Origin of the sequence: Nonomuraea glycinis (assembly GCF_014646515.1) — a bacterium.
GTDB lineage: Bacteria > Actinomycetota > Actinomycetes > Streptosporangiales > Streptosporangiaceae > Nonomuraea > Nonomuraea glycinis.
On record NZ_BMNK01000001.1, the window covers coordinates 1,066,175 to 1,073,642 of the forward strand.

The window sequence follows — 7,468 nt, forward strand, 5'->3', positions numbered from 1 at the left end:
TCGCGGAAGAGTTCTGAGAGCTGCCCAGCCTGCCCTAGACTGACAGACGGCGCTTGGATCCCGCCGTGGCGGAGCATGCCCAGCGCAGATCACGTGGGCGCGGCGCCCGAGCCGTAACCGAATGGACGTGCCCGCGATCACTCGAAGCTTGATCAAGGAGACCACCCCGTGAAGACCGCTGTCGAGGAGCTCAGCCCGACCCGGGTCAAGCTCACTGTCGAGGTGCCGTTCGACGAGCTGCGCCCGAGCATGGATGCGGCATACAAGAAGGTCGCGCAGCAGGTGCGCGTCCCCGGGTTCCGTCCTGGCAAGGTCCCGGCCCGCATCATCGAGCAGCGCTTCGGCCGGGCGGTGGTGCTGGAGGAGACCCTCAACGACGCGGTGCCCAAGCTTTATGGGCAGGCCGTCGACGAGGTGGACGTGTTCCCGGTCAGCCAGCCTGACATCGAGGTCACGAAGATCGAGGACGGCGAGCAGATCGAGTTCACCGCCGAGGTCGACATCCGGCCCAACTTCGACGTTCCCGACTACCAGGGCATCGAGGTCAGCGTCGAGTCCGCGGAGGTCTCCGACGCCGACATCGACACCCAGCTCGACGCGCTGCGCCAGCGGTTCGCCACGCTGACCGGCGTCGAGCGCCCGGCCGCGACCGGCGACTTCGTCGTGATGGACCTGCGGGCCGAGATCGACGGCAAGAACATCGAGGAGCAGCAGGCCAGCGAGGTCTCCTACGAGGTCGGCGCCGGCTCTGTGCTGCAGGGCCTCGACGACGCGCTCGAGGGCATGTCCGCGAGCGAGGAGAAGAGCTTCAGGACCGAGCTCGTCGGCGGCGAGAACGCCGGCGAGGAGGCTGACGTGATCATCAACGTCAAGTCGGTCAAGGAGAAGGTCCTGCCCGAGCTCGACGACGAGTTCGCCCAGCTCGCCAGCGAGTTCGACACGCTGGAGGAGCTCAAGGACAGCATCCGTGAGGGTGCCCGCCGCAACAAGCTCATCGAGCAGGTCGTCGAGGCCCGCGAGAAGGCGCTGGACACGCTGCTGGACCAGATCGAGATCCCGATCCCGGACAGCGCGCTCAAGGCCGAGCTCGACGCCCGCACGCACAACCTCGAGCACCAGATCGCCGAGAGCGGCCTGAGCCGCGAGGCGTTCTTCCGTCTGAACCAGACGACGGAGGAGGAGCGCCTGAGCGAGTTCGAGACCAGCTCCGCCAAGGCGATCAAGGTCGGCTTCGTGCTCGACAAGATCGTCAAGTCGGAGGAGCTGGGCGTCTCCGAGCAGGAGCTGACCAACTTCGTCGTCCGCCGCGCCATGGACATGGGCGTCCAGCCCAACCAGCTGGCCCAGCACCTGGCCGACAACGACCAGCTCACGCTGGCCATGGTCGAGATCGTCCGCGACAAGGCCAAGTCCGTGATCGGCGACGCTGCCAAGATCGTCGACAGCGAGGGCAACGAGGTCGACCTCAAGGCCATCTACACCGAGATCAGCGGTGAAGAGGCCGTCGAGGAGGACGCCGAGGAGTCCGCTGAGGAGCCCGCAGAGCAGAAGAACGAGGCGTGACCTCCGCCTGAGCACCGAGCCCCCAGTCGCTCTGGCCTGGGGGCTTCGTGCTTACCTGGAGATAGCGTCCGCCGACCCGAACCTGCGCCGTCAGCGAACAGCCCGTAGACCGGGCATGAGCTGTGGGCGGCGCGCGTTAGGGTCACAAGCAAAGCCAATCGATTACGACGCATCGGAAGGTGAAGCTGTGACCAGCCCGCCGACCTCCTTTCAGCCTGAGTCGCGCGGCCGTGAGAACGGCACGTCGTTCCGGCTTGAGGACCAGCTTTACCAGCGCCTGCTGCGCGAGCGCATCATCGTGCTCGGCCAGGAGGTCAATGACGAGATCGCCAACCGGATCTGTGCCGAGCTGCTGCTGCTGGCCGCGGACGATCCGGAGCGCGACATCACTCTCTACATCAACTCGCCTGGCGGCTCCGTGACTGCCGGCATGGCGATCTACGACATGATGGAGTATGTGCCCAACGACGTCTCCACGGTCGTGATGGGCTTGGCGGCCTCGATGGGGCAGTTCCTGCTCTCGGCAGGGGCGCGTGGCAAGCGCTTCGGCCTTCCGCACGCCCGCGTCATGATGCACCAGCCCTCGGGCGGCATCGGTGGCACCGCGGCGGACATCGCCATCCAGGCCGAGCAGATGCTCTACGTGAAGAAGACGCTGGCCGAGCGGATCGCGGTCCACACCGGTCAGCCGCTGGAGCAGATCGAGGCAGACTCCGACCGCGACCGCTGGTTCACGGCCGATGAGGCCAAGGACTACGGCTTCATCGACCACGTCGTGCGAAGCGCGCGGCAGGTGCCCTCGCAGGGCCCCGTCTCTTAGGGGAGCTAAAGTGAACATCCAAAGCCGCTACGTTCTCCCCTCCTTCGTCGAGCGCACGTCCTACGGCGTGAAGGAGATGAACCCGTACAACAAGCTCTTCGAGGATCGCATCATCTTCCTCGGAGTGCAGATCGACGACGCGTCGGCCAACGACGTCATGGCCCAGTTGCTGACGCTCGAATCGCTCGACCCCGACCGTGACATCAGCATCTACATCAACTCGCCCGGTGGTTCTTTCACGGCCATGACGGCGATCTACGACACGATGCAGTTCGTCAGGCCGGAGATTCAGACCGTCTGCCTCGGCCAGGCGGCCTCCGCCGCGGCCGTGCTGCTGGCCGGCGGCACCCCGGGCAAGCGCTTCGCGCTTCCCAACGCCAGGGTGCTGATCCACCAGCCGTCCACCGAGGGCGGCGGCCAGGGAAGTGACATCGAGATCCAGGCCCGAGAGATCCTTCGCATGCGAAACCTCCTTGAGGACATCGTGGCGCGGCACTCCGGGAAGTCCTCCGCCGAAGTCCGCAAGGACATCGAACGCGACAAAATTCTCAACGCGGACGAGGCAAAGGCGTATGGTCTGATCGACGACATCATCCCGTCCAGGAAGAAGCGAGCTCAGGCCGTCGCTTCCTAGACGAGACGTCAGGCACCGGAGCGCTGCCCAATAGGGCACGTTCCGGTGCGACTCGCCGCTAGGGGGCTCACTGTGGGCCCAGAAGACGGTAACGTCGAAACCTGAGCGGTTCGGACCGGGTCCGGAGGATACGGATCGCGGGAGCAGGACGGTCCCACGCAAAGGAGTATCTGGGGTGGCACGCATCGGCGACGGGGGAGACCTGCTGAAGTGCTCTTTCTGCGGGAAGAGTCAGAAGCAAGTCAAAAAGCTCATTGCCGGTCCAGGCGTCTACATCTGCGATGAGTGCATAGATCTCTGCAACGAGATCATCGAGGAGGAGCTCTCCGAGTCCTCCGAGCTCAAGTGGGACAACCTGCCCAAGCCGAGGGAGATCTACGAGTTCCTCGACGCCTACGTCATCGGTCAGGACTCGGCGAAGAAGGCTCTCTCGGTGGCGGTCTACAACCACTACAAGCGGGTGCAGTCCGGTGACCGGGGCAGAGACGACGGCCTAGAGCTGGCCAAGAGCAACATCCTGCTGCTCGGCCCCACGGGCTCGGGCAAGACACTGCTGGCCCAGACACTGGCGAAGATGCTCAATGTGCCCTTCGCCATCGCTGACGCCACCGCACTCACCGAGGCGGGCTACGTCGGCGAGGATGTCGAGAACATTCTGCTCAAGCTCATCCAGGCCGCTGACTACGACGTCAAGAAGGCCGAGACCGGCATCATCTACATCGACGAGGTGGACAAGATCGCTCGCAAGAGCGAAAACCCGTCCATCACGCGCGACGTCTCCGGTGAGGGTGTGCAGCAGGCGCTGCTGAAGATACTCGAGGGCACCACGGCCTCGGTTCCTCCGCAGGGCGGCCGCAAGCATCCGCACCAGGAGTTCATCCAGATCGACACCACCAACGTGCTGTTCATCTGCGGTGGCGCCTTCGCGGGCCTCGAAAAGATCATCGAGTCGCGCATCGGCAAGAAGGGCATCGGCTTCAACGCCATCATCCGCTCGAAGGAAGAGGTCGACACGGCCGACATCTTCGGCGACGTGATGCCCGAGGACCTGCTCAAGTTCGGCATGATCCCCGAGTTCGTGGGCCGCCTGCCGGTCATCACCTCGGTGCACAACCTCGACCGCGAGGCGCTCATCCAGATCCTCACCGAGCCCCGCAACGCCCTGGTGAAGCAGTATCACAAGCTGCTGGAGCTCGACGGCGTGGAGCTGGAGTTCACCGACGGCGCCCTTGAGGCCATCGCCGATCAGGCCATCCTGCGGGGCACCGGCGCGCGCGGGCTGCGCGCCATCCTGGAGGAAGTGCTCCAGTCGGTCATGTACGAAGTACCGTCCCGGCAGGATGTGGCCCGAGTGGTCATCACCCGCGAGTCGGTGATCGAGCATGCCATCCCGACTCTCGTACCTCGTGACCAACTCGCCGCCAAGCAGCAGCGCACACCACGAGAGAAGTCGGCCTAAGCCTTACCGGCCAGCGCGAGCGCCCCGTGGATGCCCTCCATGGGGCGTTTCCCTTTCCCGTCTCCCTAGAATTGGTCACTGTGACAACGCCAGAGCTGCCGACCCAGTACACCCCGGCCGACGTCGAGACCCGAAGCTACGAGCGATGGGTGTCCGAAGGCTACTTCCGCGCCGATCCCGGCAGCTCGCGCGTGCCGTACAGCATCGTCCTCCCCCCGCCGAACGTCACCGGTGTCCTGCACATCGGGCACGCGCTCGACCACTCCGTCCAGGACGCGCTCACCCGCCGGGCCCGCATGCTGGGGCACGAGACGTTGTGGCTGCCCGGCATGGACCACGCCGGCATCGCCACGCAGAACGTCGTCGAGCGCGAGCTGGCCAAGTCCGGCAAATCCCGACACGACCTGGGCCGCGAGGCGTTCATCGAGCGGGTCTGGGAGTGGAAGGAGGAGTCCGGCGGCAAGATCCTCGGGCAGATGCGCAAGCTCGGCGACGGCGTCGACTGGGAGCGCGAGCGCTTCACCATGGACGAGGGGCTCTCCCGAGCCGTCCAGACGATGTTCAAGAAGCTCTTCGACGAAGGGCTGATCTACCGCGCCGAGCGCATCATCAACTGGTGCCCGCGCTGCCTGACCGCCCTGTCGGACATCGAGGTGGAGCACAGCGAGGACGAGGGCGAGCTGGTCTCGATCCGCTACTCCGACGACATCGTCGTGGCCACCACGCGGGCCGAGACCATGCTCGGCGACACCGCCGTGGCCGTCCACCCCTCCGACGAGCGCTACGCGCACCTGGTCGGCACGCTCGTCGAGGTCCCGCTCACCGGGCGCATGATCCCCGTGGTGGCCGACGAGCACGTCGATCCCGCCTTCGGCACCGGCGCGGTCAAGGTGACGCCCGCGCACGACCCCAACGACTTCGAGATCGGCCGCCGGCACTCGCTGCCGTCGCTGACCGTCATGGACGAGCGCGGCATCGTCACCGCCCACGGCCCCTTCCAAGGGCTCGACCGGTTCGAGGCGCGCCCCGCCGTGGTCGCCGCCCTGCGGGCCGAGGGCCGCATCGTCGAGGAGAAGCGCCCGTACGCCCACTCGGTCGGCCACTGCTCACGGTGCAAGACCGTCGTAGAGCCGAGGCTGTCGCTGCAGTGGTTCGTCAACGTCGCGCCGCTGGCCAAGGAGGCCGGCGACGCGGTGCGTGACGGCCGCACCCGCATCCACCCGCCGGAGCTGGCCAAGCGCTACTTCGACTGGGTCGACGACATGCACGACTGGTGCATCTCCCGGCAGCTGTGGTGGGGCCACCGCATCCCGGTCTGGTACGGCCCGGCCGGCGAGGTCGTCTGCGTGGGACCGGACGAGACACCCCCCGAGGGCTACGTCCAGGACCAGGATGTGCTCGACACCTGGTTCTCCTCCGGGCTCTGGCCGTTCTCCACACTCGGCTGGCCCGAGGCGACGCCGGAGCTGGCCCGCTTCTACCCGACCTCCGTGCTGGTGACGGGCTACGACATCCTGTTCTTCTGGGTGGCGCGGATGATGATGTTCGGGCTGTACGCGATGGACGGCGAGCCGCCGTTCCGCGTCGTGGCCCTGCACGGCATGGTGCGTGATCAGTACGGCAAGAAGATGTCGAAGTCGTTCGGCAACGTGGTCGACCCGCTCGACTGGATCGAGCGCTTCGGCGCCGACGCCACCCGCTTCACCCTGTTGCGTGGCGCCAATCCCGGCGCGGACGTGGCGGTCAGCGAGGAGTGGGCGGCCGGCTCACGTAACTTCTGCAACAAGATCTGGAACGCCACCCGCTTCGCGCTGATGAACGGCGCGGCCGTCGGATCGCTCGACGGACTGGAGCTGACGGCGGCCGACAGGTGGATCCTGTCCAGGCTGCAGACGGTGACCAAGGCGGCCGACGCGGCCTTCGAGGACTTCGAGTTCGCCAAGGCCTCCGACCTGCTCTACCACTTCGCCTGGGACGAGGTCTGCGACTGGTATCTGGAGCTGGCCAAGATCCAGCTCGGCGACGGCATCGAGCACACCCGGCTGGTGCTGGGGCATGTGCTCGACGCGCTGCTGCGGCTCATGCATCCGCTCGTGCCCTTCGTCACCGAGGAGCTGTGGCGGGCCGTCACCGGCCGCGAGTCCATCGTCGTGGCCGCCTGGCCGGAGGCCGATCCGCGTTACACCGATCCTGATGCGGAGGCGGAGATCGTCGCCCTCCAGGAGCTGGTGACGGAGGTTCGCAGGTTCAGGTCCGATCAAGGGCTCAAGCCCGGCCAGAAGGTCGCTGCACGGTTGTCGCTGGCCGGTACGACCCTGGCGGGCCAGGAGGGGGCGATCCGCTCCCTGCTGCGGCTCACCGAGCCGTCAGAGGCGTTCTCGGCCACTGCCAGGTTCGCGGTGGGCGGTGTCGGGGTCGAGATCGACACGGCCGGCACCATCGATGTGGCGGCCGAGCGCAAGCGACTGGAGAAGGATCTGGCGGTCGCGCGCAAGGAGGCGGCTCAAGCGGTGGCCAAGCTCGGCAACGAGCAGTTCATGGCCAAGGCGCCCGAGGACGTGGTGGCCAAGGTCAGGGGGCGGGCTGACCAGGCCGCGGCCGACATCGAGCGGCTCGAAAGCCAGCTCGCCGCGCTGGGTTTGAGCTAGCCACAGACCGGGAAGGTCCATTCGTTACCGGGGAATGGACTTTCCCCGTCCCCGGGGCTGCTACAGTTTTCAACGCGGGGCCGATCAGCCCCGACACTCCTTCAGATGGATCCCGATCTTCGGGCCGCCTGTCCGCACGATTGGACAAGGGCTGAAAGTTCGGGTAAGTTGTGAGGGTTGCCTCGAAAGGGGCGTCCGAAAGATCCCAAATCGGGCGGTTTGACAAGAATCGTCCGGATCTGATAGTCTTCGGAAGACGAAATGAGCGCCTCCGCCGCGCAGCCCTGATCAAGGGTTGGTGCGGGGATGTACGCGTCCGTTTCTTGAGAACTCAACAGTGTGTT

6 protein-coding genes are annotated in these 7,468 nt (G+C 66.1%); 5 read left to right on the plus strand and 1 reads right to left on the minus strand.

Translation table 11 applies throughout. The features are described from left to right. Nucleotides 1-168 precede the first annotated feature (168 nt). From tig to IEY87_RS05010, 5 genes are all read left to right on the plus strand, one after another. Nucleotides 169-1,563, plus strand: a complete 1,395-nt coding sequence (tig, locus tag IEY87_RS04990; RefSeq protein WP_189137236.1) for a trigger factor — start codon at nt 169-171, stop codon at nt 1,561-1,563. A gap of 187 nt (nt 1,564-1,750) precedes the next feature. After that, nucleotides 1,751-2,383: a ClpP family protease gene (locus tag IEY87_RS04995; protein ID WP_189137237.1), complete on the plus strand. Its 633-nt coding sequence runs from the start codon at nt 1,751-1,753 to the stop codon at nt 2,381-2,383. Nucleotides 2,384-2,393: 10 nt separating this feature from the next. After that, complete coding sequence (locus IEY87_RS05000) at nt 2,394-3,017, plus strand: ATP-dependent Clp protease proteolytic subunit (protein WP_189137238.1); 624 nt, start codon at nt 2,394-2,396, stop codon at nt 3,015-3,017. Between the two features lie 175 nt (nt 3,018-3,192). Continuing rightward, entirely contained in the window at nt 3,193-4,476 is a 1,284-nt protein-coding gene (clpX, locus tag IEY87_RS05005) for an ATP-dependent Clp protease ATP-binding subunit ClpX (protein WP_189137239.1), read from the plus strand. Nucleotides 4,477-4,556: 80 nt separating this feature from the next. After that, nucleotides 4,557-7,124, plus strand: coding sequence for a valine--tRNA ligase (locus tag IEY87_RS05010; RefSeq protein ID WP_308113009.1), 2,568 nt, complete (start codon nt 4,557-4,559; stop codon nt 7,122-7,124). Between the two features lie 101 nt (nt 7,125-7,225). On the opposite strand, the gene IEY87_RS45485 is transcribed toward IEY87_RS05010, so the two are convergent. Further along, nucleotides 7,226-7,468: hypothetical protein (locus IEY87_RS45485; protein ID WP_229699283.1), on the minus strand; the 243-nt coding region annotated here is incomplete at its 5' end.